This is a genomic window from Mycobacterium kyogaense (assembly GCF_003254575.1).
In the GTDB taxonomy this organism is placed as follows: domain Bacteria; phylum Actinomycetota; class Actinomycetes; order Mycobacteriales; family Mycobacteriaceae; genus Mycobacterium; species Mycobacterium kyogaense.
Genome location: NZ_QJUA01000049.1, coordinates 1 through 22,821 on the forward strand (window position 1 = coordinate 1; position 22,821 = coordinate 22,821).

The following is a 22,821-nucleotide window of genomic DNA, read 5'->3' on the forward strand; positions in this document are numbered from 1 at the left end:
AATGATACTGTACTTTGTGCCTCTTTCTGTGTGTTGTTCTTTATTAGACTTTGATTGTGTTCACTACGTTCGTGGGTTGGTTTTTTTTTTTTTGTTGAAGGGGCAGTCGCCACCCGATATCTACCCACTGCATATCGTCGGCGGCGTCAGGTGTGTATAAGAGACACCCCCCCGCGCGCCCGCGGGCACCGCCGGCACCGCCACAACGACGCACACGATCCGAACGGCCGAAGAAGCGCAGCCTTCGGCGCTGGCTGCGTCTGATCCCCGTCGTACTCCTGGTCGCGGTGGTGGCCATGATCGGCGCCGGCGCCTGGGTCGACACCACGCTGCGGCGGGTTCCGGCCCTGACCGACTACGCCGATCGGCCCGCCCAGGGCGCCGGGACGACCTGGCTGCTGGTGGGTTCCGACAGCCGATCGGACCTCACTCCCGAACAACAGGCCGAGCTCGCGACGGGCGGCGACCTGGGTAACAGCCGCACCGACACGATCCTGCTCGTCCATCTGCCCGGACTCGGGTCGAGCACCCCGGCCACGATGGTGTCGATCCCCCGCGACTCCTACGTGCCCATCCCGGGATACGACAGCGACAAGATCAACGCCGCCTTCTCCCTCGGCGGCCCGGCATTGCTCACCCAGACGGTCGAGGAGGCCACCGGCCTGCGCATCGACCACTACGCGGAGATCGGTTTCGGCGGATTCGCGGGCCTCGTCGATGCGGTCGGCGGCGTCACGGTGTGCCCACCGGAACCGATCGACGACCCGCTGGCCGGTATCAATCTGCCCGCCGGCTGCCAGCACGTCGACGGGCAGCAGGCGCTCGGCTTCGTCCGCAGCCGCGCCACGCCTCGCGCCGACCTGGACCGGATGGCCAACCAGCGGGCCTTCATGTCCGCTCTGGTGCACCGCGCGGCGAGCCCGTCGGTACTGGCCAATCCGCTGCGCTGGTACCCGATGGCCACGGCGGCGGCGGACACCGTCACCGTCGCCGACGGCGACCACGTGTGGGATCTCGCGCGGCTGGGGTGGGCGCTGCGCGGCGACCTGCAGACCATCACGGTGCCGATCGGCGAGTTCACGGAGAACGGCTCCGGGTCGATCGTCGTCTGGGACAGCGACGCCTCGACACGCTTGTTCTCGGCGCTGGCTTCGGATACGCCGATTCCCCAGGACGTGCTCGACGCCTCGAATCCCTGACGCTCAGTCGCGGCCCGCGCCCGTCAGACCGTTCTGCAGCCAGTCCTTGGTGCGGCCGGGGTGGTTGGTCGCGATCCACGCGACCCCGAGGTCGCGGCAGTACTGCACGTCCTCGTAGTGGTCGACGGTCCAGCAGTACAGGGCGCGCCCCTGCGCCGCGGCCCGGTCCACCAGTTCCGGATGCTCGCGCAGCGTCGCGATCGACGGTCCGACCGCTGTCGCGCCGACCGTCGTTGCCGCACTGCCACCGAGGAAGCGGGACGTCTCGCCGAGCAGCACCGTCGGCAACAGCGGTGCCGCCCGCCTGATCCGCCACACCGCCGCCGCGGAGAACGACATCACGACCGCGCGGGACAGATCCGCCGACGCGGGCGCGGCGATGCCGTACCGGTGCAGCAGCGCCAGCACCTTGCTCTCCACCAGCGCGCCGTAGCGGACGGGATGCTTGGTCTCGATGAACATCTTCACCGGCCGGTTCCAGTCCAGGACCAGCGCCACCAGGTCATCGAGGGTGAGGAGCCCGGTGTCACCCTGGCTGCCGTCGGCCCGCCAGCTGGGGTGCCAGGACCCGTAGTCCAGTTCCCTCAGCTGCGCCAACGTCATGTCGCTGACCAGGCCGTTACCGGTCGACGTGCGGTCCAAGCGGCGGTCGTGCACACACACCAGATGCCCGTCGCGGGTCAACCGCACGTCGCATTCCACCGCGTCCGCGCCCTCGTCGAGCGCGCGCGCATAGGCCGCCCTGGTGTGTTCGGGAAGATCGGCTGAGGCGCCACGGTGGGCCACCACAAAGGGGTGGCCGTCGGACGTCCCGCCGGAGTTCATACCGCTATGCTGCCGGGTTCTGCCCTTCGGGCTCAACCGCACGCGCCTGATCGTCAGAGGAATCTTTCCCCGGTTGCTTCTGCTCAGGCGCCGTGACCATGAGCCACCGCTTCGACGGCCGTTCGACCGGTTGTCGTTCGAAGCCGAGGAACACCTGAAGCGCCAGCAGCAGCGCGCCGGCCGCGAACAGGTACGCGACGATCGTGGTGACCGTGTTGTCGGCGATGCCCTGCGGATCGGTGGTGAAGCTGGTCGCGATGGAGAACAGCGACACCGCGGTGCTGGCCACCCACACCGCCCACCACACCGAGATCGGGCGCCGCAGCCAGTTCTGCCGGCCCTCGACCTGCGCCAGTTCCAGCACGAACACCGGCGCCCAGAAGAGGTTCACCACCGGCAGCAGGCAGCACAGTCGCAGCATCCAAACCGGTCGGGGATCGTCGTGCCCGTGGTGGGCGTACGCGGCGGCCCGGCGGGACACCAGCCACTGGGTCAGCATCAGCAGGCTGGCGACAGTGGTGAACAGCGCCACCACGCTCACCGCGACCCCGCCCCACGTGGCGATGCCGGCCACCCACGGATTGAGCAACACGGTGCGGTTGATGATGAGGAGTACGTAGCGGATCAGGTGGACGAACGCCGCGGCGCCGAGCACCGCCGCCGTGGCCACGAGGGTGGTGTGGACCGCGGTCAGGGACGGGCCGGTGCGGACCGGTTTCTCGTCGGCGGGGGCGTCGAAGTGCTCGACGAGCCCCCACCTGGGGATCACCGAGTATCGGGGCGTCGGGCCCAGATCGCGGCGGGGACGACGGGGCGGCGGAGGCGGGCCGGGCCGCACCGCGACCCACTTGAACCCGGCCGGCAACCCGGGGGTGGGCTGTCGCTGCGCGGGCGCCGGGTCCCGCCGACCCCATTCCGGCGCGGGCGCCGCGCTCCCGGGAGCGAGCAGCGTGCCGCGGCAGCGTGGGCACCAGACCCGCTGCCGATCGCGCACGTTCCACCGCGTCCCGCACTGGGAGCACACCTGGATCATCCGGCCAGCTTAATGTCGCCGCCTGGACGGGCGGTTCAGGCCGGGAATCAGACGGAGCCCGGACGGCCGTCGTCGGTCACCACCGGGCGGCCCGCTCCGGCCCAGGCCGCCATGCCGCCGCTGACGTTGACCGGCTGATAGCCCTGGCCGGCGAGGTAGTCGGCGACGCGCTGGGAACGGCCACCGAGGTGGCAGATGACGTAGAGCTCGGCGTCAACCGGGATCTCGGCCATGCGGGCCGGCACTTCGCTCATCGGGATGTGACGCGCGCCGGGCGCGTGGCCGAGTCGCCACTCGTCGTTCTCGCGGACGTCGAGCAGGATCGGGCCACCCGACCCGGCGTCGAACCCGGTGCCGGACCAAGTGTCCAACCCCGTGTCGAACTCAGCCGGTACCTCGGCGACGTTCGCTTGCCTCACACCGATGTCGTCCATGTGGCCATGCTGACACGTTGCTGCGGGGCGGCACCACCGAGGCCGGTCGGCAGCGAAATCGACCCGGACCGCCTACCTATCCACAGATTCCACAGATTTATCCACAGGCTGTGAGCGCAGCTGTCGAGGCCATGGGCTCGGGTTGTGGATGACGACACCACGAAACGTGCCGGAAACTCACAGCTACCCGTCAGTACAGGAAGCGAACAGAGCGAAATGTCTCGGCTGCCTAACGATTTGGTTGACGGGCCCGTCACCGTTTGATCGATTTTCCCGCGTAGGACAAATGAGGTTATGATCGCGATCACATCGTTCGCCTGTGACAGATGTCACTGGGTTGCGCACGTGGGGGAGGAAGCAAACGTGCAGGTGAGGAGCATCTGATGGCCCAATCATCCACAGGGCCGGGATCGGCTTATCCGCCGTCGGAGTGGCAGTCGTCTTCGCGCGCGTACACACGCAGTCAGTTGATGTCCTGCTTGAGGGCCGGCGTGATCGCGCTCGTGCTGCTCGGTGTCCTCGCGCTGATCGTCCTGTTCTGAATCACGTCCCAGGGGGCCCGGTCTGCCGGACTCTCCACACCACGCGATAGCTGCGGTCCGCCGGAACCCACCCGAAGGTTCGGGAATCGACCACGCCCGGCGCGTCGGCGTTGTCCGACACCGCCTCGAACATGAGACCGCGCGCATCGCGGCGCACCCGACCGACCCGCTTGACCAGATAGCGCGACGATCGCGACGGGTCCGGGAACACCCGCAGCTGGCCCATCCTGAGGCGCCCGCACCGCAGCGCCAGCAGGCCGTCACCCGGGGACAGCGTGGGCCGCATCGAATCCTCGACCACCACGAATCGGCGCACCGGCGGGCCGTGCCGAAATACCGGCCGTCCGGGGTTAGGCCTCATGATCTTGAGGGTAAGTTAAAGCCATGCTGCATCGACTCTTTGACTCCGTGTTCTCCAACGCCACTCCTGCCCACGCTCACTGCGATCTGTACTGCGGCGTGTACGACCCCGCGCAGGCCAAGATCGAGGCTCTCTCGTGCCTGAAAACCCTTCAGAAATACCATGATTCGGATGACGACCACTTCAAGACCCGCGCCATCATCATCAAGGAGCGCCAGGCCGAAGAGGTCAAGCATCACCTGATGGTCCTGTGGGCGGACTTCTTCACCAAGGACCACTTCGAGCAGTTCCCGAATCTGCACCAGCTGTTCTGGGACGGCGTTCACGGGGCCGGCGACGTCAAGAAGTCGCTGGACACCGCGGTCGCCGAGAAGCTGCTGAAGACCATCGACGAGATCGCCGACATCTTCTGGCAGACCGACAAGGGCAAGCAGATGGGCGTCTACCCGCCTGCGTGAGCCTCTCGCACACCCGTCTCCCGGCCCGGTCCTCAGCGACCGGGCCGGGTTTGTGTCTGCGGCGTATCGATATGCCGTGTCCACTTGCGTGCCCGGCGCAACCTGCCGCATCCTGAGCGAATCGACCCACAGACGTGTCTGGCTGTTGCTCACCGATGCCGGGAGGCGAGATGGATTTCGGGTCCGGTCGGGCGATCGAGATCGCACCGTTTCATTCGCGTGGGTCCCTGAAGGGTTTCGTGGTTTCGGGCCGGTGGCCGGACTCGACCAAGGAGTGGGCGCAGCTTCTGATGGTCGCCGTTCGGGTGGCGTCGCTGCCGGGTCTGCTGTCCACGACGACGATCTTCGGGGCCCGAGAAGAGCTGCCCGACGAGCCCGAGCCGGGAACGGTGGGCCTGGTGGTGGCCGAGGGAACGGTGGTCGGCGACGCCGCTGTGGCACCCGGACACTTCGCCGAGCGTCAGCCGCCCGCACTGCTGATGCTCCATCCGCCGTCGGAGACCACCCCGTCGCTGCCGGAGTGCACCGGCGCCGCATCGGGGTGCGTTCTGCTGCCGGGACTCCCGCATCTGGGCCTCGAACACCGGGCGGCCTGGGTGGAGGCCGAATCCGATGGCACCGTCACGTCGATGGTGAGCAGGGTCGGCCTCGACCCGATCAGCCACCCGGACACCGCCATTCTGGCGATGCTGCTGGCTGCCTGACCGTTCGCTTCTCGCCACCTGCCATTGGCTACTGACAGCGTCGCGCGCCCAGCGATGCCGTCTGGTGGCGTGAGTTCGCGCATCACCGGTGGTGCAGCGCGGCTCACCTCACTGAGCACATCGTGACCGACCGAACACTCAGCAAATAATTGTGTGTTCGCCGCGCGCACGGGACGTCGTTGCCGGCCACCTCCGCGACACACTCGCTGCCGCCGCCTTCGGAAAACCTGCGCGTACGCTTGCTACGCAGGCGTTATTATTTGCCTAGCTGCACCGTGCCCGCCCCGTGGCAGATGTCCCGACTACGCCGTTCACACCAGTAGCGGCGACCAGCGACGCAAGCCCTGGTTCACTTTTCTGTGGTTTGCACTTGGTTGTGGACTCATCTGTCGCTACGATGATCAGCAAATACGCCGCCCTGAAAAATCGCTCGTCTGTAGTTGGAGGTCAATCCAATGAGCAACACGTTTGCCGCTCGCCTGAACCGCTTGTTCGACACCGTCTACCCGCCCGGACGTGGGCCCCACACCTCCGCCGAGGTGATCGCGGCGCTCAAGGCCGAAGGCGTCACCATGTCAGCTCCCTATCTCTCTCAGTTGCGTTCCGGCAACCGAACCAACCCGTCCGTCGCCACGATGGCCGCGCTTGCCAACTTCTTCCGGATCAAGCCCGCGTACTTCACCGACGACGAGTACTACGAGAAGCTCGACAAGGAGCTGACCCTGCTTGCCGGGATGCGGGACGAGGGTGTTCGCCGCATCGCAGCCCGCACGGTCGGCCTGTCCGCCGAGGCGAAGCAGGACATCGTCCAGAAGGTCGATGAGCTGCGACGCAAAGAGAACCTCGACGTTTAGCCGCCCTCACTCCTGCGGCTCGGACCGGCGAAGGTGGGCCTTCTGCCCGCCGGAGTCGAGGATCCGGTACTGACGAGCGATTTCCAGGATCCATTCGCGGTCGGAGTAACTCTCCGGCTGTCGTAACCAGGGCAGGCCCGGGAACTCGTGCTGGTCGGCGATCCACGCCGCGATCGCGGTGGCCTGCTCTTCCGGCGTGACGTCGGGTGGCTGTAGCTCGCTCGATTCGTCCAGGTCCTCGTCCCGGACGCGGTCTGTGTCGGTTCCCCCGGAGCCGGCGTCGACCCGGCGCAGGGCACCCGCCGCGGCCGTCGCTTCGAGGAACAGCGCGTCGGATATCAGCGACATCCGCTCGGCCACCCGGAACACCAGCGGACCGCGTGGTCGTACACCGATCCCCACGTCGGGGTGCCGGCGGCCGAGTTCGGCCAGGATCGGTCCGATCGTGCGGAGTTCGCGGCGCGCTCCGAACCAGTCCTCCAAGCTGGGCAGCAGTGAGCCGGCGGCCACGATGAGCATCGCCGCACCGAGCAGTGTGGCGGCCGCGCCGACCCCGACCAGACCGCTCGTGCCGACCGCTCGCAGCAGGAAGAACGCCGACGCGGCAACGATCAGCACGATGCCGACGGTGAACACGAACAGCGCGCGCCCGCGGCGGGTCCGGTTGCTGTGCCGCAGCCCCGCCCACGCCACCAAGCTCAGCGCCAGCATCACGTAGAGCAGCGGCAACAGCCATGGCAGCGAAGCGCCCTCGGCGCCCAGGCTGCGCCGCAGATACTCCTGCGGCGCCATCTCGGTGCTGCGTCCCGCCGCGAAGAACACGGCGAGGCTGGCCACGGCGATCACTGTCGCCACCCCGTACTGCACCATTGCGATCTTCTTCGCGGCTGCGGGTGATCGATGGCTCGACACCGTCGTGATCATCACGCAGCTCCCGGCGGCACACCCGATCAACGCGACCTGGCTGAGGCCCATCGCGATGTTGGGCCAGTGCGCCAGCGTGTCGATGAGCAGGGCCAGCGGCTGCCAGTTGAGCGCGGCGACCACGCCGAGGCTGCCCAGCGCCAGGATCATCGCGGTGCTGACCAGTGACTGCTTGTTGACCAGCGCCCACCCGATGCGAAGTCCGGTCGCCAATCCCAGGAGACCGGCGATGACCCAGACGATCAACCAAACGCCTCTCCGAGGCGCACCTGCACGATCGACGACCGATCCGACGGCAGCCGGCCCAGCCGGTAGATCAGCAGTGCGGCGAAGTCCTCGGCCTCCTGCTCGGCGTCCTCTCCGGCGGGGCCCATGCACCCGGTGCGCTGGTTGAGCATGTATCCGATCAGGTCCGAGCTGGCCACCTCGGTGCTTTCCCGGGCCGCTTGCGTGACGGGGATGCCCTCGTGTCCGAGGACGAGGTGGCCGAGTTCGTGGGCCAGGGTCCGGTCCCAGGCGGGCAGCCCCTGTTGGATGAGGAAGACGTCGTGATCGGCGTACTGGCGCCATTGACCGCAGACGCCGGGCGGGAGTTCGGCCGTCGTCAGTTCGATCGTGCGGCCTCGGTGCTCACTGACCGCCTGAACCAACCGCGGCAAGGTGATCTCCCCGTGCCGCGGGGCCAGATCGAGTACCTCCCCGACCGCGCGGGTCACTCGCCGGCTCGCAGGCATCGCTCCCCCTTTCCGCCCGTCTCTGCCCGTTCGGGCCCCCACTCCGACAGCTTTACTATGCGCCGCTTACCCCGTACCGACATGCTTATCGTCTCAGTTCATGAATCGTGCTGTGCCCCGGGCGCGAACCACCTGGCCGGCCTTGGCCTGTCGGTAGCCGACCACGCCGCCGGCGGCGGTCAGGATGAGGATGCCGACGACGCCGGGAAGCGCGAGAGCGGCCAGCTGCGAGGTGCCCGCGGTGCGCAGCGTTTCGCCGTAGCCCACGCGTGCCGACGGCGGCGGACCGGCGAGGACGTTCTCCACGGGCTCCACCGGTCGCGCCGGGGGTGGTTCGGCCGCGATCCTGGCCGGTGCGGCGGGTGGCGCGGCGGCCTCGACGGCACGTGGGGCGCCGATGCCGGGTCCGGCCCCTGCGGCCGGTGCGACAACGGGCAGTGCCGGAAGGCTGATCGGCGCGCCCGCTCCGGCGGCCGGCAGCCCGACGCCGGGAACGACGTCGAGCACGTCGGGGTCGAACGGCAACTCGGCAGGTGGTCGTGTCTGGGGTGCGCCGACTCCGGGTGCGCCGATCCCACCGGGGCGCGGCGCCACCGCCGGTCGGTCGCTGACTCCGCCATGGCTTTCCGGCGGCGCCGGGATTCCGGGTGGCTCCGGATCGTCAGGATCGTCGTCGGGCCCACCGCCCGGCCAGGGCCAGGGCCACGGCCAGCCCGGTCCGCAGTCTTTCCCGCCTTTGTCGCCGCAGGGATCAGACGGGTCGCGGTCTCGCCCGAGGGCGGCTCGGTGGCTGCGCCGCCACGTGGTGCCGATCCCGCGACGGGTCGACGGTTCGTCGATCGTCGGGGGCGGATTGATCCGGGGCGGGTCGTCGGTGCGGTCGGTGGAGGTGGCGGGCCTCGCGGACGTCTCGGTGTCGGCGGGTTCCGCGGACGCCGTCGCTCCGGCGCCTGCGACCCACAATCCGCCGACGGTCAGGCAGGCGGCAAAGACACTGCGCGCTCGCGGACCCACGTCGTCACCACCTTCCCGGGTATCGGGTGAGAAGGTAGACCCCGGGTGAGGCTCGATTCTCGCACAACCGGTCCTGCCCCTCCGGCCGGTTCATCACCGAGGTGCGAACGATAGTGTGGGTCAGCGCGCCGGCGATCGACAGTGGAGAGGGCTTTGCGGATGAGTCTGTTCAAGCGACGTAAGTCCCGCGCCGTCCGTAGGGCCGAGAGACGGGCCATCAAGACCAAGGCCAAGCTGGAGGCCAAGCTCTCGGCCAAGAACGAGGTCCGTCGCTTCAAGGCAGAGCAGAAGGCCGCCTCAAAGTCGCTGCGGGCGCAGTTGCGCGCGCAGCGCGACAGCGATCGCACCGCGCTGAAGGTCGCCGAAACTCAGCTCAAAGCCGCTCGCGAGGGAAAGCTGTTCACTCCCACCAAGATTCGCCGGGCGTTGACGGTGTCGCGGTTGCTGGCGCCGGTTGTCATCCCGCTGGTGTACCGCGCGTCGATCTCGGCGCGGGGGCTGATCGACGAACGTCGCGCCGATCGCCTCGGCATCCCAGTCAGCCAGCTCGGGCAGTTCTCCGGACACGGCGCCGAGTTGTCGGCGCGAATCGCCGGAGCCGAGCAGTCGCTGCGCCAGCTCACCGAGAAGAAGCCCAAGGACGCCGAGACCAAGCAGTTCGCCTCGGCGATCAGCGCGCGGCTCACCGACCTGGCGGCCGCCGTCACCGCGGCGGAGAACATGCCGCCCGCTCGCCGCAAGCCGGCGCACGCCGCCATCGCCCAGCAGCTCGACGGTATCGACGCTGATCTGCTGGCTCGCCTCGGCGTGGCCTGAACCCAGCCGCACACCCCGTGTCCGAGGCGCCCGTCCGGCAACCCGTCCTGCTGCGTGGTGCAGCTGCAGGACTAGTGACCACGGCGCTGTCTCTGGCGGCTCATGCCACCGGCGGTGGCCATCTCGCGGTCAGCCCTGCCATCATCGGCCTGCTGCTGGTCGGGGCGACGGTCGGCGCGACGGCCACAGCGCTGCCGCGGACGCGGAATCTGGGCCCGCTGGCCCTGCTGCTGGCGGTGGGACAGGTCCTGGGCCACGCAGTGCTCGCGGTCGGCCACCCGCACGCGGCGGCGCCGCGCGGGGCGATGCTCGTCGCGCACCTGGCCGCAGTTGTCGTCGGCGCCCTGCTGATCAGCGTGGGCGAGCAGCTCGCCCGCATGCTCGTCTGTGTCGTGCGGCGCACGGCAGCCCCGTCGGGTGCGACGGTGTCCCCCGCCCCGAGGAGACCTTTCACTCCCGGTGACCAACCCCTGTTCGCAGAGCTGCTGCTCGCCGCGTCGATGTCGCATCGGGGTCCGCCCGTCACGGGCTGATCCCGACACCGACACCACCGACACAGGAAGCAGACAACCGAATGCATGCACTTCACCGTGGGCGGCCCCGGCTCGTCCACGTTCTCGCGGCGGGGGCGACGGCACTGGTCCTCGTTCTGACCGCCCTGATCAGCGCCGGTCCGGCGTGGGCGCATGCCGCCCGCATCGGCAGCGATCCCGCCGACAACGCCGTGCTGCCCCAGGCCCCCGGCCGGGTCAGCGCGACCTTCAACGAAACGATGCAACCCGAGTTCGCCGCGATGACGGTCGTCGGCCCGGACGGCGCACAGTGGGCCGACGGAACGCCGACCGTCGACGGCGCCGTGATCAGCATCGGGGTTCGCCCCGGTGCTCCCGCGGGCACGTACACCGTCAACTACCGGGCGACCTCAGCCGACGGGCACGTCGTCACCGGCTCGTGGCCGTTCCAGGTGACGACCGGCACGACAGCGCCCGCGGCGACGCCTGCGGCAGCAGCACCGACCACGCCCCAGGCTGAGCCGGCTTCGCCCGCCCCGGCGGGGCTGCCGGCGTGGCCGTTCGCAGTCGGCGCGATCGCCCTGGTCGCCGCGGGTGCGGTGTGGGCGGTCCGCCGCAGGTCATGACGCACGGCCGGGCGGTGACGGGTGGCCTACTCGTCACCGTCGCGGCGTGCGTCCTGGCCTGGGCGCTTGCCTTTCCGGGGGCTTGGCTTCCGGCAGCGCTGGTGCGCGCGGTCGCCGACGGCGCCGCAGTGGTGACCATCGGCTTGACCGTGGTGCCCGCTCTCGACGGACGGCGATACCGCGACGAGCTGCTGCGGCGCGGCACGACACCGCTGCTGGCCGCCTCGGCGATGTGGCTGGCGGCCGAGCTGGTTCGGCTCGTTCTCGCGACTGCCGAGGCTGCCGGCCGCAGCGCCGGGAACGTCGGCCTGCACACCGTGTGGGACTTCAGCGTCGAGACCGCACCCGGCCGGGCCGCGCTGGTGACGATCGCGGCTGCGGCGGTGGTCGCCATCGCGGCGGGGCTCGCGCCCAGGACTGCGCCGGTGGCTGCGGTCACCGCCGGAGTGGCAGCCATCGGTGTCGTGGGTCATCCGTTGACGGGCCATCTCGGCGAGGACGCCCTCGGCGGCATCGCTGTCGCGGTGCACACACTCGCCGCTGCGCTGTGGTGTGGCGTGCTCGCCGCGCTGGTCCTGACGGTCTCGCACCGCGGCCAGTGGGCGCGGGTGTTGCCGCGGTTCTCGCAACTGTCACTGGTCAGCGTGTGCGTGCTGCTCGTCGGTGGGGTCGTGGCGGGCCTGGCGGTGCTCGAGACACCCGCGCATCTGGTGACCACCGGGTGGGGAAGGGTGCTGTCCGCGAAATTGGCGCTCACGGTCGTCCTTCTGGCCTTGGCGTGGCGCAACCGGGCATCCTGGTTGCCCGACGCGCGTGCCCACCGGGCCACCGCAGGGCTCTCCCGGGCCCGCGCCTACACGGAATTGGGGCTCATGGCGGTCACGCTGGCCGCTGCGGCGACGCTGGCGGTGACCGCCTGACACGGCAGACGGGCGCCCCGCAGGGCCTGGCATGATGAATTGACGCACACGCCTGAACAGTCGAAGGAGCGGTGACATGGACCAGTCGGATCGGCCCGAAGACCGGTCGGATGCCGTGTCCCCCGACGGTGATGCCGCGGCTGTTCCGGCCAAGAAGACGCCGGCCAAGAAAGCGCCGGCCAAGAAAGCGCCGGAGAAGACCCCCGCGAAGAAGGTGCCTGCGAAGAAGGCCGCGGCCAAGAAGGCACCGGCGAAGAAGGTGCCCGCCAAGAAAGCTCCGGCGAAGAAGGCCCCGGCTAAGAAGGTCGCTCCCCCTCAGCCCGCTGCCGATGTGACCCGCGCTGCAGAAGAGGTTGCTGCACAGGCGAAATCAACGGTGGCTACAGCCAGCCCTGCTGTCACGGCACCGGCACCCGCCAGCCGGGAGGAGTCCCGGTCGGCTCGCCTGCCGCTGGCCGCCGCGGCCGTCACCGGCATTCTCGCGCTGGTCGTGGTTCTGCTCGCCGCGCGGCGGAATCACGACTGAGGCCACGGCATAATGGCGCGGTGACTGTGACCCCGCGCCCCACCGCTGACCTGGTCGACGAGATCGGCCCCGATGTGCGCAGCTGCGATCTGCAGATGCGTCAGTTCGGCGGGCGCGCTGAGTTCGCCGGGCCGATCACGACGGTGCGCTGCTTCCAGGACAACGCGCTCCTCAAGTCGGTGTTGTCGGAGCCCGGCGACGGCGGGGTGCTGGTCATCGACGGTGCGGGCTCCGTACACACCGCGCTGGTCGGCGACGTGATCGCCGAGTTGGGCCGCGCCAGCGGCTGGTCGGGTCTGATCATCAACGGTGCAGTGCGCGACGCCTCCACGCTGCGGACCCTCGACATCGGAATCAAGGCGCTGGGCACCAACCCGCGTAAGAGCACCAAGACCGGTGAGGGCGTGCGCGACGAGGCGGTCGAGTTCGGCGGGGTCGTGTTCACCCCCGGGGACATCGCCTACAGCGATGACGACGGCATCGTCATCGTCGAAGTCACCGAATCGGACTGATCACACCGAACTCGACACCGGTGCACGATGTTTCGTGAACTCCAAGGCGGTGTCATCGACCTTGCCGCGGCGGATCAGCTGCAGGTCGAGCAGGTAGTTCTGCTTGAGGCGCCACGGAGTGCGTGAGCCCGACTTCGGCAGGTAATCCAGAGCGCGCAACACGTATCCCGGCGTGAAGTCCATCAGCGGCGCCTCGCCGACACTGGCGCCGGGGTGGCGGGGTTCGACCGTGTCGTAGCCCTTATGGGACATGAAGTTGATGACACGGCAGAAGAATTCGGAGACCAGGTCGGCCTTGAGAGTCCAGGACGCATTCGTGTAGCCGATCGTGAACGCCATGTTCGGCATGTTGGTCAGCATCATGCCCTTGTAGGCCATCGACTCGTTGAGCACCAGCGGTTCGCCGTTGCGTGAGATCGTCGCACCGCCGAACAGCTGCAGGTTCAATCCTGTTGCCGTGACGATGATGTCGGCGTCGAGATGCTGCCCCGAGGACAGCGCTATCCCCGTCTCGGTGAAGCGCTCGATGGTGTCGGTGACGATGTCGGCCTTGCCCGCGCGAATGGTCTTGAACAGATCTCCGTTGGGCGCCAAGCACACTCGCTCATCCCACGGGTTGTAGCGAGGGTTGAAGTGTTTGTCCACGTCGAACCCCTCGGGCAGCCGGTGGCGGGCCATCGTCAGGAGCTGCTTGCGGAAGAAGTCGGGGAAGCGGCGGGCGATCTGGTACTGGGCGGATTGCGCGAGGATGCTCTTCCACCGGTTCAGCACGTAGGCGACTTTGGCGGGCAGGCGTTTGTTGGTCGCGACGGTGAACGGGTCGACGTCGGGCAGCGCGGCGATGAACGTGGGCGATCGTTGCAGCATGGTCAGCTGGCCGGCGCCCGAATTGGCAAGGGCCGGAATCAGAGTGACTGCGGTGGCGCCGCTGCCGATCACGACGATGCGTTTGCCCGCGTAGTCGAGATCGGCGGGCCAGTGCTGAGGGTGGACGATCCGTCCGGTGAAGTCGGCCGCGCCGGGAAATTCTGGAGCGTAACCCTGGTCGTAGTTGTAGTAGCCACTGCAGGCCATGAGGTAGCGGGCGGAGATCTCGACCAGTTCACCGTCGCGCTCGACGGTCACCGTCCAGCGACTCTCGTCGTCGGACCAGTCGGCGCCGGTGACGGTGTGCCCGTACCGGATATGCTTGTCGATGCCGAACTCAGCGACTGTTTCTTCGAGGTAGGCCATGATCGACGGGCCGTCGGCGATGGCCTTGTTCGACGTCCATGGCTTGAACCGGAAGCCGAGCGTGAACATGTCCGAATCGGATCGGATGCCGGGGTACTGGAACAGGTCCCAGGTGCCGCCCAGGTGGGCCCGCCGCTCGAGGATCACGTAGCTGGTGCCGGGGCAGCGGTCCTGCACATGCCAGGCGGCGCTGATGCCGGAGATGCCGGCTCCCACGATGACGACGTCGACGAACTCGGTCATGTCCAGAGTATTCAACGCCGCGTCGAGCGAGTCAACAGTGCGTCGAAAATATCAACAGGGTGTAAAGTGCAGGAAGTGACCACCACCAGCCATGCGCGTACCGGCCGCGGCCGGCGCGGTTCGCGCCCGTCCGGTGACGACCGTGAGCTCGCGATCCTGGAGACCGCGGAGCGCCTGCTGGAGCACCGCCCTTTGGCCGAGATCTCCGTCGACGACCTCGCCAAGGGCGCCGGGATCTCGCGGCCCACCTTTTACTTCTACTTTCCGTCCAAGGATGCGGTCCTGCTGACGCTGTTGGAGCGGGTCATCGCCGAGGCCGACGCCGCGCTGGCGGAGATCATCGCCGCCCGGCCCACGGATCGTCGGGCGTTCTGGCGCCACGGTATCGACGTGTTCGTCCGCACGTTCGGGGCGCACCGCGCCGTCTGCGCAGCGACGGTCGGGGTCCGCACCACGGACTCGGCCGCGCGCGAGATGTGGGCACGATCCATGCAGCGCTGGATCGACCATTCCGCGACGGTGATCGAGGCCGAACGGGCCGCGGGTGCGGCGCCGGTGACGGTGCCCGCGGTGGAACTGGCCACGGCGCTGAACCTGATGAACGAGTCGGTGATGGCGGCGACGTTCGCCGGGCAGCAGCCGGCAATCCCCGACCACCGGGTGCTCGACAACCTCGTGCACGTCTGGACCACCAGCATCTACGGCGATTCGGCCTGAGACTTCAGGCCCCGAACCGGTCCCTGTGTCGGTGCTGGATGCGAACATGTGTTCGTGTCCGGGGAAGCCAGCATCCTCCACGCTGATCTCGACTCGTTCTACGCGTCGGTCGAGCAGCGGGACAACCCCGCGCTGCGCGGTCTGCCGGTGATCGTCGGCGCCGGCGTGGTGTTGGCGGCCAGCTACGAAGCGAAGGCGTTCGGGGTGCGCACGGCGATGGGCGGGCGGCAGGCGCGGGCCCTGTGCCCGCAGGCCGTGGTGGTGCCACCGCGCATGTCGGCGTATTCGAAGGCCAGCGAGGACGTGTTCGAGGTGTTTCGGGACACGACGCCGACCGTCGAACCGCTCTCGATCGACGAGGCCTTTCTCGACGTGTCCGGGTTGCGACGGGTCTCCGGTACGCCGGTTCAGGTCGGCGCCCGGCTACGGGAGCGGGTGCGCGACGAAGTCGGACTGCCGATCACCGTCGGGGTCGCGCGTACGAAGTTCCTCGCCAAGGTGGCCAGCCAGGAAGCCAAGCCCGACGGTCTGCTGCTGGTGCCGCCCGATCGTGAGCTCGCGTTCCTCCACCCGCTGCCGGTGCGGAGGCTGTGGGGCGTCGGTGCGAAGACCGCGGCCAAACTGCACGAGCACGGCATCGAGACGGTCGCGGATGTCGCCGAATTGAACGAGGCCACGCTGCGGTCGATGGTCGGCGGCGCGATGGGGCGGCAACTGTTCGCGCTGGCGCACAATCAGGATCGCCGCCGGGTGGTGACGGGGCAGCGCCGCCGCTCCGTGGGCGCTCAACGCGCGCTGGGGCGCGCCGGCAACTCGATGTCGCCGGATGACGTGGACGCGGTCGTCGTCAACCTGGTCGATCGGATCACGCGGCGGATGCGCGCCGCCGATCGAACGGGCCGCACGGTGGTGCTGCGCTTGCGATTCGACGACTTCGGTCGAGTGACCCGGTCACACACACTCCCGCTGGCCACTGCATCGACGGATGCGATCTTGCAGGCGGCGCGGACGCTGGTCGCGGCCGCGGCGCCACTGATCGCGGAGCGTGGTCTGACGTTGGTGGGGTTCGCGGTGTGCAACATCGATCGCGACGGTGCGCAGCAGATGGAACTGCCCTTCTCACATGTCGACCTCACCGCCGACAGCTCGAGCATCGACGCGGCGATCGACCGGGTGCGGGGCCGCTACGGCAACGCGGCGGTGACCCGAGGCGTGCTGGTCGGTCGGGACACGGGTGTGGAGATGCCGATGCTGCCCGACTGACACCTCAGGCGCGAGTCCACTCGAGCAGAGAGTCCGCATCCCACGTGTTGACGATGCGCTCGGCGGCCAGTCCTGCGTCGAGGGCACGCTGGGCGCCGTACCCCAGGAAGTCGAGCTGCCCCGGTGCGTGGGAGTCGGTGTCGATGGAGAACACGCAGCCGATGTCCATCGCGAGGGTGAGCAGCCGGGTGGGCGGGTCGCGGCGCTCCGGACGCGAGTTGATCTCGACCGCGGTGCCGGCGTCTCGGCAGGCCGTGAAAACGGCCTCGGCGTCGAAGCTGCTTTCGGGCCGCATCCCCCGTCCACCGGTGACCAGCCGGCCGGTGCAGTGCCCGAGGATGTCGGCGTGTGGGTTGGTGACGGCCTTGATCATGCGGCGGGTCATCGCAGGGGCATCCATCGCGAGTTTGGAGTGCACGCTCGCCACGACCACGTCGAGCCGTTCGAGCAGCTCGGGTTCCTGATCGAGTGAGCCGTCCTCGAGGATGTCGACCTCGATACCACTGAGAATGCGCATGGGAGCGACACTTTCGCGGATCTCGTCGATGACGTCGAGCTGTTGGCGGAGTCGGTCGGGCGAGAGCCCGTTGGCGATCTTGAGGCGTGGCGAATGGTCGGTCAGAGCGCAGTACTCGTGTCCCAGATCGCGGGCGGCCAGCATCATCTCCTCGATGGGCGCCGACCCGTCGGACCAGTTCGAGTGCACGTGCAGATCGCCGCGTAGCGCCGCACGGATCTCACCGCCGCCGAGATCCTGTGCAGATTCCCGCAACTCGACCAGCACGTCGGGTTCCTGCCCAGCCCACGCCTGGGCGATGACCTTCGCCGTCTTGGGACCGATGCGGGGCAGCGACTGCCAGCTGTTGGCCGCGCCGTGCTTCTCGCGCTGGGCGTCGGTGAGCGCTTCGACGACATCGGCGGCGTTGCGGTAGGCCATCACTCGCCGCGGATCGTCGCGGGCGCGGTCCTTGTAATAGGCGATCTGGCGCAGGGCGATGACCGGATCCATGCCTCCAGTGTGCCCGGATACCGGTCGAGAAATTCGTGTCAAGACCCTTCTTCGCCGGTTGTTAGTGTTTTCTCCGACGGAAGGGGGTGTGGTGGGGCTGTTCGAGGATCTGTTCCAGATCGGCGACGGGATACGTAGCGGCGTGACGGACGCACCTAGCTTCGTCGTCAATCTGCTCAGCGGTGACGTGCACGGGGCGACCACCGACGGCCGGAACCTCATCGGCGACGTCGTGGGAATCCTCGACGGTGTCGAGGGGCTCGGGGTCAGCCTGGGTGAGGTGCCCAAGAGGTACCTGGGCCCGGCCGCGAAGCTGGCCGATTCGAAGATCCTGGCCGCCGCGCAGCTGGCCATCGAAGGCCAGAAGGCGCTGACCGGATCGGGCGACCCCGACGAGGGCAACGGGTATCGAGACTCCGCGCGTCGGCTGGAAGACACCGTGGAGACGCTCATCGATGCCGCGCCGAAGGACGACCGGTGGGATGGCGCCGCCGCGGAGGCTTACGCCGGGACGAACGCCACCCACCGCCGGATCACCTCAGCGATGAGCGTGGCAGACGAGGCTGTAGCTGACATCATCGCGACGGAGGCGGGTCAAGTTCAGCGCACGCGGCGATGCCTCGATGATGCATCGCAGCAGCTATACGACTTCGGTTTGGCGACGTCATGGATGATGTTCATCCCACCGCTCGTCCCAGGAAAGATTGCGGGTGATCTAGCGGCCGCCTCAGCCGCTTTGGCAACAACCAGCGCGTCGGTCGCCGTACTTGCGAAGAACTCGCTCGAGAACGCGAGCCGCCTTCGCTCGAATCTGCACTACTACGAGGACGCAAAATCCGACAAGTCCGGCGGGCCCGAGGGGTGTGAGGCAGGAATCATCACGCAAGCCGAAGATCACGGAAGGCTGCCGAGTCGCATCGGAAAAGCCGACGACTACACTGTGCCGGAACCTGAGGTCCCCTACCAGGGCCCGCCAGCGACGCCCTACGGCGGGCCGGCACCCACATCCCCAGGCGCAGGGAGTCCGGCTGGCACGCTCCCCGGGCGCGCAGCGTCTCCGCGTCCGCCCGCGCCGTCGAGCAGTACAGGTCGTCCGTTCTCTCGCCCAGCACCGCAATCGATCCCCCGGCCTACGGGGGTACCTGAAGGCGGGGCATCAAGCTCGCAGCCACGCCCACGTGTCCCGATGCCGAATCTGCCGACTAGAACCGAAAAGCGAAGCCTAGATGGGTAACCGAGAAGACAACCTCCGCGTCCTGACCGAACACATCGATAAGCTCGCCGAGCATCAGCAGACAGCCGTCGAAAAGTTCACCGGCGCCAACCGCGCGGCGGGAGGCGCAGCCAGTGCAGTAGAAGCAACCCACGGCGCTATATGCACCGCCACGAGATTGGCTCTCGCTGACATCGACGCCGCGCGCGTAAACGCCGGACAGACCGTCCAGCGGGTATCTGACGAGCTGCAAGACAAGCTTTCGAACGCATCCAAGAACTACCAGAGCGTGGACTATCTGTCCGGCAAGAAGATCAGTAACGAATGCCGGGTGTGAGAGACGGAAGCTTACTCAGGACACCACTCCATGTCTGACGCCTATGACCACGACTATCTCTCGGCAGCGTTCCACCTGGCGGCTCAGCCGACCGACGACAGTTCGATGGACGCACTCGACGTTTACCGACCGGCACAGGGCGGACACGATACGGCTGGCGACGATGAAAGCGTCGAGACGGTCTTGTTCACCGCGCATAACCCGGAACGGACCGTCACGGCCGTGGCGCTCATGAGTGGGCGGATTCTACGGGTTGAGCTCTCGCACGAGGTCGTTCATATGACTGAATCGGAGCTGAGCGTTGAGATCAGTCTGGTATGTGAGATCGCTCGAATACAAGCTCTCGCAGCCCAACACGCAATCCTTGCACGGCTCCTGAGAGTTCTCGGACGAGATCCGGCCGAATCGGCGAGTGTTCTCTGGCGGCAGTTGGGTCTCCCTGCACCGGAGATGCTGAGTGCCAGGCGAACTGAGGCCTTCGCCGGCCGTTCCACCACAGGGGCGCTATGAGAACACACCTGTGGCTGATCGTTGCCGTTGTGCTTGTGAGCGTCATCGCCTGTGCGGGAATCCCCTCGTTGTTATCCGACCGCGATTCCCCGGGGACGCCTGCATCCCGCCCGCAATGGTTCCCCCCAGAGCAGCTGAGACTATCGGCTGCTGTGGAGACCCAGCCGGTACCAGGCTGGCACACGACGACTGCAGACCTCCTATCGAGCGATGCTTCAAGCGGGCCGACACCGACTGCTCAGTTCACGACCGATACCGACCCGTTGTGGTCGCAGCCGTTTGTCGGGAACGTCGGCAACAACGCCTATTTCGTGTTGCGTGCCGGAGACGGCAACTATCGATGGTGGCTCGCTGGCATCGATGTCCGCGACGGGCATGGCTTGTTTCCAGCGGTTCCCATCGAATCGCCGGCTGCGCCGAAGTGTCTCCTCAACGGACCGGTGCGGGTGTTGTGCCTATCATCTGGATCACCCCGAACGGCATGGGTCGTCGATACTCAATCCGGCACTGTGGAGTATCACGGACCAACCGATATCACCACTGCGACAGGCCATCTCGGAGCGCAGCAAGTCGGCATCTACGCAGTAGCCGGCGAAATGCATCGGGGTCTTTTTGGGATCGGCGACAAAGCGGAGACCACATGGTTCGTGCCTGGTGATGGTTCTGCCGCGCTCCCAGGCACCGGGACATCCGACTTCAGCGTTCAGCCGTTGGCTATTCAAGCGACCGGCGGCGCCGGTTCTGACCGCATGGTGGTTTTCTCGCCCGCAGACGGCAAAGTCGTCCCACCCGAATTGGAGGATGGGCTGTACACACAGTCGGCCGCTGTTTACCCGGGCGGGTTTGCCTTCGAGGTCAGTACCCGCGCCAACGCGCCACTACCGGACGCCATCGCATTCTTCGATATCACGGGCAAACCGATCAGACGGGTTGATACCACAGGATTTCTCGAAAGCTCGACCGACAACCTTCCGATCGTTTCGTCGCGCGGTCAGTCATTCCTGTACAGCGCAGAGGGTTTGCCGCTTGCCGACATCTCCGGATACGACAAAGGGCTGGGCGCCTTGATGATCGGATCGCGACTGTTTGTCAACAAGTCCTACAGCGGGGCGGATGAATGGCAGGAGTACGACCTCCGCACGGGCAACAAGGGGAAGTTGTGCAAGACGGACCTCTCGGGCTACGTCGGAACGGACGGTCAGACAGCCGTGTTCAACTCGGGCAGCCCCTCGATTGGTCTCGAATCCCGCGGGGTGGACATTGCCACGTGTACGCAGAGATGGTCTTACACCTCAGCGCCGGGATCCTCCCGCAATCTCTGGCGCATCAACACCACACTGATCCAACTGTCCGATGACGGAACGGAATTGATGTCGCTCGTCGCCCCCTAGCGTGTCCAGGCAGGGTCTCGTCCGGTGAGCGCGATCACCCGATCCAGCAGTGGCGCATCGCTTTTCACGGGGACCGCCGCGTCGAAGAGCCCCTCGACCGGCGGTCCGGAGGCGAACTCCGTCACGTGCGGCAGCACCGCGCGCAGGACGTCGTCGTCCACCGCATAGGGTCGGCCGGTCGCACGGGCCAGGTCCCAGCCGTGCACCACCACCTCGGTCAGCGCGATCCGGCCCCCGACATCGGCAGGAAAGTCCACCCCGCCGGCGCGCGACATCCCCTCCCACGCCGCTGGGTCGTTCCACGCCCCGGCCATCGCCGTCAGCCGCTCCGGATACGACGCCCGCCAACCGTCGTCGAGCTGGTCGCTCACCTCCGGCGGGGTGTCGGTCAGCTCGCAGAACTCCTTGGCGGCCGCCGCGGTGAATGCCGCCGCCAGCCCGCCTAGGTGCGACACCAACGCCGCCACGCTCATCTCCGAACAGGGTGTGGGCCCCGCCAACTCATCGTCACTGACGGCCCGCACGAGATCCGCGGTGCCCGCACATGCAGAGGTCATATCGATCATGTCCATGCTGACTCGGGTCATTTGCCGAACTCATCGGCGCATCTCCAGGATTTCGTCCTAGAGTCGGCATAGTGAGATTCGCCTTCAAGACATCCCCGCAGAACACCACCTGGTCGGACATGCTCGCCGTCTGGCAGGCCGCCGACGATATCGACGTCTTCGAATCCGGCTGGACCTTCGATCACTTCTATCCGATCTTCTCCGACTCCTCCGGCCCCTGCCTGGAGGGGTGGATCACGCTGACCGCCCTGGCGCAGGCGACCACCCGGTTGCGTGTCGGCGTGCTCGTCACCGGCATCCACTACCGTCATCCGGCCGTCCTCGCCAACATGGCTTCTGCTCTGGACATCGTGTCCAACGGCCGGCTCGAACTCGGCATCGGCGCCGGGTGGAACGAGGAGGAGTCCGGCGCCTACGGCATCGAACTGGGCAGCATCAAGGAACGGTTCGACCGCTTCGAGGAGGCCTGCCAGGTGCTCAAGGGTCTCCTGACTCAGGAGACCACCACCTTCGACGGGCAGTTTTATCAGCTCAAGGACGCCCGCAACGAGCCGAAGGGCCCGCAGCAGCCGCATCCGCCGATCTGCATCGGCGGCAATGGCGAGAAACGCACCCTACGCATCACCGCTCAGTACGCCGACCACTGGAACTACGTGGGCGGCACGCCGGAGGAGTTCGCCCGCAAGCGGGATGTGTTGAAGCGGCATTGCGCCGACGTGGGGCGCGACCCCAAGGAGATCATGCTCTCGTCGCACGTGCGGCTGGAGGAGCAGAACTATCGCAAGCTCATCGAGGACTGCATCGCTCTGGGCGCCGAAGGCCTCGATCTGGCGATCATCTACCTGCCGCCGCCCTATGACCCCGCGGTACTCGAGCCGCTCGCCGAGGCGATCCGCGACTCAGGTCTGCTCAGCAAAGATCAGTGACGATCACGATTCGGTAACGGAAGGCTACGTTGCGGCGCTCGCTGCCCGTCTGCATATCGACGGGTGCGACAAAATTCGCTAGAAGCCGTACCGGACGAGTTCGTCTGGGGTGATCAGGCGTTCGGCTTTGGCCGGAAACTCGCGGCTTTTGACGTGGTGACGGAACAGTGACCAGGTAATACGACTGATCCGAGTGCGGGTAACCGGGTTGATGGACACGGTGATCACTCCTGCGGTGTACGTATAGCTGAACCGGGGAGCCACGTTACCGCAGCGCCCTCACCAAGTCATTAGATACCTGACCGTTGGCAAACACCGGAAGGCACGCCGAACAAAAATATGCTGTTTCTGGTGTGACTGATGTGGCTGGTGTTAACACGCCGACACCGTTCTTTGACCGTCTCGTGTACCGAGCGTGC

Annotated in this window: 29 protein-coding genes; 18 read left to right on the forward strand and 11 right to left on the reverse strand. The window is 67.4% G+C overall.

Going from position 1 to position 22,821, the window contains the following annotated elements:
- The first annotated feature begins 131 nt into the window (after positions 1–131).
- Complete coding sequence (locus DMB80_RS24135) at positions 132–1,199, forward strand: LCP family protein (protein WP_476703727.1); 1,068 nt, start codon at positions 132–134, stop codon at positions 1,197–1,199.
- A 3-nt stretch (positions 1,200–1,202) separates the two neighbouring features.
- Here DMB80_RS24135 and DMB80_RS24140 read toward each other — a convergent pair whose 3' ends face one another.
- From DMB80_RS24140 to DMB80_RS24150, 3 genes are read right to left on the reverse strand one after another with little or no spacing between them, the layout of a single operon-like run.
- Positions 1,203–2,024, reverse strand: coding sequence for a glycerophosphodiester phosphodiesterase (locus tag DMB80_RS24140; RefSeq protein WP_046363335.1), 822 nt, complete (start codon positions 2,022–2,024; stop codon positions 1,203–1,205).
- Between the two features lie 4 nt (positions 2,025–2,028).
- The gene (locus DMB80_RS24145; protein ID WP_111512181.1) at positions 2,029–3,057 is read right to left on the reverse strand and encodes a DUF4328 domain-containing protein; all 1,029 of its coding nucleotides are present in this window, start codon (positions 3,055–3,057) and stop codon (positions 2,029–2,031) included.
- A 47-nt stretch (positions 3,058–3,104) separates the two neighbouring features.
- Positions 3,105–3,491 (reverse strand): rhodanese-like domain-containing protein, encoded by a 387-nt coding sequence (locus DMB80_RS24150; RefSeq protein ID WP_111512182.1) that lies wholly within the window; start codon positions 3,489–3,491, stop codon positions 3,105–3,107.
- Positions 3,492–3,874: 383 nt separating this feature from the next.
- Between DMB80_RS24150 and DMB80_RS28255 the strand changes: the two genes are divergently transcribed.
- Positions 3,875–4,033, forward strand: a complete 159-nt coding sequence (locus DMB80_RS28255; protein ID WP_162938685.1) for a hypothetical protein — start codon at positions 3,875–3,877, stop codon at positions 4,031–4,033.
- A 1-nt stretch (position 4,034) separates the two neighbouring features.
- On the opposite strand, the gene DMB80_RS24155 is transcribed toward DMB80_RS28255, so the two are convergent.
- A complete protein-coding gene (locus DMB80_RS24155; RefSeq protein ID WP_205538875.1) occupies positions 4,035–4,319 on the reverse strand; it encodes a S24/S26 family peptidase in 285 nt (94 codons plus the stop codon).
- 98 nt (positions 4,320–4,417) lie between these two features.
- On the opposite strand from DMB80_RS24155, the gene sodN reads away from it, so the two are divergent.
- The 3 genes from sodN to DMB80_RS24170 all read left to right on the forward strand — a co-directional run bounded on the left by sodN (position 4,418) and on the right by DMB80_RS24170 (position 6,410).
- Positions 4,418–4,852, forward strand: coding sequence for a superoxide dismutase, Ni (gene sodN, locus DMB80_RS24160; protein ID WP_046363340.1), 435 nt, complete (start codon positions 4,418–4,420; stop codon positions 4,850–4,852).
- Positions 4,853–5,022: 170 nt separating this feature from the next.
- The gene (locus DMB80_RS24165) at positions 5,023–5,556 is read left to right on the forward strand and encodes a peptidase (protein WP_111512184.1); all 534 of its coding nucleotides are present in this window, start codon (positions 5,023–5,025) and stop codon (positions 5,554–5,556) included.
- Between the two features lie 455 nt (positions 5,557–6,011).
- Positions 6,012–6,410 carry a helix-turn-helix domain-containing protein gene (locus tag DMB80_RS24170; RefSeq protein ID WP_046363341.1) on the forward strand — a complete coding sequence of 133 codons (399 nt, stop codon included), beginning with the start codon at positions 6,012–6,014 and terminating at the stop codon, positions 6,408–6,410.
- Between the two features lie 6 nt (positions 6,411–6,416).
- Here the strand turns inward: DMB80_RS24170 and DMB80_RS24175 are convergent, their stop codons facing one another.
- The 3 genes from DMB80_RS24175 to DMB80_RS24185 all read right to left on the reverse strand — a co-directional run bounded on the left by DMB80_RS24175 (position 6,417) and on the right by DMB80_RS24185 (position 9,082).
- On the reverse strand, positions 6,417–7,580 hold the full coding sequence (locus tag DMB80_RS24175) for a hypothetical protein (protein ID WP_111512185.1): 1,164 nt from the start codon (positions 7,578–7,580) through the stop codon (positions 6,417–6,419).
- Entirely contained in the window at positions 7,577–8,068 is a 492-nt protein-coding gene (locus DMB80_RS24180) for an ImmA/IrrE family metallo-endopeptidase (protein ID WP_046363343.1), read from the reverse strand. The genes DMB80_RS24175 and DMB80_RS24180 overlap by 4 nt, the downstream gene beginning before the upstream one ends.
- 93 nt (positions 8,069–8,161) lie before the next feature.
- Positions 8,162–9,082, reverse strand: a complete 921-nt coding sequence (locus DMB80_RS24185) for a hypothetical protein (RefSeq protein ID WP_111512186.1) — start codon at positions 9,080–9,082, stop codon at positions 8,162–8,164.
- Positions 9,083–9,241: 159 nt separating this feature from the next.
- Here DMB80_RS24185 and DMB80_RS24190 point away from each other — a divergent pair, with 159 nt between their 5' ends.
- From DMB80_RS24190 to rraA, 6 genes are all read left to right on the forward strand, one after another.
- A complete protein-coding gene (locus tag DMB80_RS24190; RefSeq protein WP_111512187.1) occupies positions 9,242–9,898 on the forward strand; it encodes a DUF6474 family protein in 657 nt (218 codons plus the stop codon).
- 74 nt (positions 9,899–9,972) lie between these two features.
- Positions 9,973–10,431, forward strand: coding sequence for a hypothetical protein (locus tag DMB80_RS24195; protein WP_240431364.1), 459 nt, complete (start codon positions 9,973–9,975; stop codon positions 10,429–10,431).
- A gap of 41 nt (positions 10,432–10,472) precedes the next feature.
- On the forward strand, positions 10,473–11,036 hold the full coding sequence (locus DMB80_RS24200) for a copper resistance CopC family protein (RefSeq protein WP_111512188.1): 564 nt from the start codon (positions 10,473–10,475) through the stop codon (positions 11,034–11,036).
- On the forward strand, positions 11,033–11,956 hold the full coding sequence (locus DMB80_RS24205) for a CopD family protein (protein ID WP_111512205.1): 924 nt from the start codon (positions 11,033–11,035) through the stop codon (positions 11,954–11,956). Before DMB80_RS24200 ends, DMB80_RS24205 begins: the two co-directional genes overlap by 4 nt.
- A 76-nt stretch (positions 11,957–12,032) precedes the next feature.
- On the forward strand, positions 12,033–12,482 hold the full coding sequence (locus tag DMB80_RS24210; RefSeq protein WP_111512189.1) for a hypothetical protein: 450 nt from the start codon (positions 12,033–12,035) through the stop codon (positions 12,480–12,482).
- 20 nt (positions 12,483–12,502) lie between these two features.
- Positions 12,503–12,994, forward strand: coding sequence for a ribonuclease E activity regulator RraA (rraA, locus tag DMB80_RS24215; RefSeq protein WP_111512190.1), 492 nt, complete (start codon positions 12,503–12,505; stop codon positions 12,992–12,994).
- Here the strand turns inward: rraA and DMB80_RS24220 are convergent, their stop codons facing one another.
- Positions 12,995–14,470: a flavin-containing monooxygenase gene (locus tag DMB80_RS24220; RefSeq protein ID WP_111512191.1), complete on the reverse strand. Its 1,476-nt coding sequence runs from the start codon at positions 14,468–14,470 to the stop codon at positions 12,995–12,997.
- 75 nt (positions 14,471–14,545) lie between these two features.
- Between DMB80_RS24220 and DMB80_RS24225 the strand changes: the two genes are divergently transcribed.
- Together DMB80_RS24225 and dinB are read left to right on the forward strand one after the other, a co-directional pair.
- Positions 14,546–15,187 (forward strand): TetR/AcrR family transcriptional regulator, encoded by a 642-nt coding sequence (locus DMB80_RS24225; RefSeq protein ID WP_240431365.1) that lies wholly within the window; start codon positions 14,546–14,548, stop codon positions 15,185–15,187.
- A gap of 48 nt (positions 15,188–15,235) precedes the next feature.
- Entirely contained in the window at positions 15,236–16,450 is a 1,215-nt protein-coding gene (dinB, locus tag DMB80_RS24230; RefSeq protein ID WP_111512193.1) for a DNA polymerase IV, read from the forward strand.
- A gap of 4 nt (positions 16,451–16,454) precedes the next feature.
- Here the strand turns inward: dinB and DMB80_RS24235 are convergent, their stop codons facing one another.
- The gene (locus DMB80_RS24235) at positions 16,455–17,459 is read right to left on the reverse strand and encodes a PHP domain-containing protein (RefSeq protein ID WP_111512194.1); all 1,005 of its coding nucleotides are present in this window, start codon (positions 17,457–17,459) and stop codon (positions 16,455–16,457) included.
- Here DMB80_RS24235 and DMB80_RS24240 point away from each other — a divergent pair.
- The 4 genes from DMB80_RS24240 to DMB80_RS28260 all read left to right on the forward strand — a co-directional run bounded on the left by DMB80_RS24240 (position 17,446) and on the right by DMB80_RS28260 (position 20,910).
- Positions 17,446–18,693: an EspA/EspE family type VII secretion system effector gene (locus DMB80_RS24240; protein WP_162938687.1), complete on the forward strand. Its 1,248-nt coding sequence runs from the start codon at positions 17,446–17,448 to the stop codon at positions 18,691–18,693. The two genes, DMB80_RS24235 and DMB80_RS24240, sit on opposite strands and share 14 nt — an antisense overlap.
- A complete protein-coding gene (locus tag DMB80_RS24245; protein WP_111512196.1) occupies positions 18,686–19,009 on the forward strand; it encodes an ESX-1 secretion-associated protein in 324 nt (107 codons plus the stop codon). The genes DMB80_RS24240 and DMB80_RS24245 overlap by 8 nt, the downstream gene beginning before the upstream one ends.
- Before the next feature lie 30 nt (positions 19,010–19,039).
- A complete protein-coding gene (locus DMB80_RS28715) occupies positions 19,040–19,519 on the forward strand; it encodes a hypothetical protein (protein WP_240431366.1) in 480 nt (159 codons plus the stop codon).
- A gap of 152 nt (positions 19,520–19,671) precedes the next feature.
- Positions 19,672–20,910 carry a hypothetical protein gene (locus DMB80_RS28260; RefSeq protein WP_162938688.1) on the forward strand — a complete coding sequence of 413 codons (1,239 nt, stop codon included), beginning with the start codon at positions 19,672–19,674 and terminating at the stop codon, positions 20,908–20,910.
- Here DMB80_RS28260 and DMB80_RS24260 read toward each other — a convergent pair.
- A complete protein-coding gene (locus tag DMB80_RS24260) occupies positions 20,907–21,476 on the reverse strand; it encodes a TIGR03086 family metal-binding protein (RefSeq protein WP_111512207.1) in 570 nt (189 codons plus the stop codon). The genes DMB80_RS28260 and DMB80_RS24260 overlap by 4 nt on opposite strands.
- 71 nt (positions 21,477–21,547) lie before the next feature.
- Here DMB80_RS24260 and DMB80_RS24265 point away from each other — a divergent pair, with 71 nt between their 5' ends.
- Positions 21,548–22,402 (forward strand): TIGR03560 family F420-dependent LLM class oxidoreductase, encoded by an 855-nt coding sequence (locus DMB80_RS24265; protein ID WP_111512198.1) that lies wholly within the window; start codon positions 21,548–21,550, stop codon positions 22,400–22,402.
- Positions 22,403–22,480: 78 nt separating this feature from the next.
- Here the strand turns inward: DMB80_RS24265 and DMB80_RS24270 are convergent, their stop codons facing one another.
- Positions 22,481–22,630, reverse strand: coding sequence for a hypothetical protein (locus DMB80_RS24270; RefSeq protein ID WP_157850931.1), 150 nt, complete (start codon positions 22,628–22,630; stop codon positions 22,481–22,483).
- Positions 22,631–22,821 lie beyond the last annotated feature (191 nt).